Source organism: Cupriavidus sp. 05N38 (assembly GCF_056397345.1).
The window spans coordinates 1-1,188 of sequence record NZ_JBFTNF010000160.1 but is presented as its reverse complement, the minus strand read 5'-3'; the positions used below and the strand labels follow the sequence as shown (position 1 = coordinate 1,188).

Genomic DNA, 1,188 nt, shown 5'->3' with positions numbered 1-1,188 from the left:
GCCCTGTGCACCCGAGGCGCCGGCGCCGCTGGCACCGCTGGCMCCGCTGGCACCGCCCCAGCCGCCTTCGCGGCGGCGTCCGCGCCCGCGCGGCTGGCTGGCCGGAACCAGCGAGGCGGCGCGCGCCGCCGGGTCCACCGCTTCCACCGTCATGCCTTCCTTGAGACGGTCGGCGCCGTCCACCACCACGCGCTGGCCTGGCTCCACGCCCTTGGTCACCACCGTGCGGATGCCATCGGAGGGTCCCAGGGTGACCACCTGGACCTTGACCTTGCTGGTGTCGTCCACCACGTAGACGAAGGTGCCTTGCTGGCCGCGCTGGATGGACGCCACCGGCACCACGGTGGCGTCTTCCATCGTGTCCACGCGCGTGCGCACGTTGACGAACTGGTTGGGGAACAGCATGCCGTCGGTGTTCTGGAAGATCGCCTTGAGCTTGACCGTGCCGGTGGTGGTGTCGATCTGGTTGTCGGTGGTCAGCAGCTTGCCCTCGGCCAGGAGGTTGCGCGCCTGGCGGTCCCAGGCCTGCACGGCGACGTCCTCGCCGGCGTGCAGGCGCTTGAGTACGGACGGCAGGTTGTCTTCGGGGATCGTGTAGAGCACGGCGATCGGCTGGATCTGCGTGATCAGCGCGATGCCGTTGGTATCGTTGGTGCTGACGATATTGCCCGGATCGACCTGGCGCAGGCCGATGCGCCCGGATGCGGGGGCCAGGACGCGGGTGTAGCCGAGCTGCAGGCGCGCGCTGTCCACATTGGCCTGGTCGGTCTTGACCAGCCCTTCGTACTGGCGCACCAGCGCATCCTGGGTGTCGACCTGCTGGCTGGAGATGGAATCCTGGCCGAGCAGGGTACGGTAGCGCTTCTGGTCGAGCCGGGCGTTTTCCAGCAGGGCGCGGTCGCGCGCAAGCGTGCCCACGGCCTGGTCCAGCGTGGCCTGGAACGGGCGCGGGTCGATCTCGGCGAGCACGTCGCCGGCCTTGACCATCTGGCCCTCCTTGAACAGGACCTTGAGCATCGGGCCCGAGACCTGGGCCCGCACGGTCACGTTGGCCACCGGCGTCACGTTGCCCAGGCCGTTGAGGATGACGTCCATATTACGCCTGGCCACGGTGCTGACCACGACCGGCGAGCGCTGGGCGCCGGCGCCGCCGGGACCCCCGCGTCCGCCGGGGCCGCTGGCGCCACG

Annotated in this window: 1 protein-coding gene; it reads right to left on the bottom strand. The window is 70.4% G+C overall.

The window, feature by feature from the left end; genetic code table 11:
• Window positions 1–1,188, bottom strand: a 1,188-nt coding sequence (locus tag AC1DK4_RS40660) for an MdtA/MuxA family multidrug efflux RND transporter periplasmic adaptor subunit (protein ID WP_477132267.1), incomplete at both ends; no start/stop codon positions are given.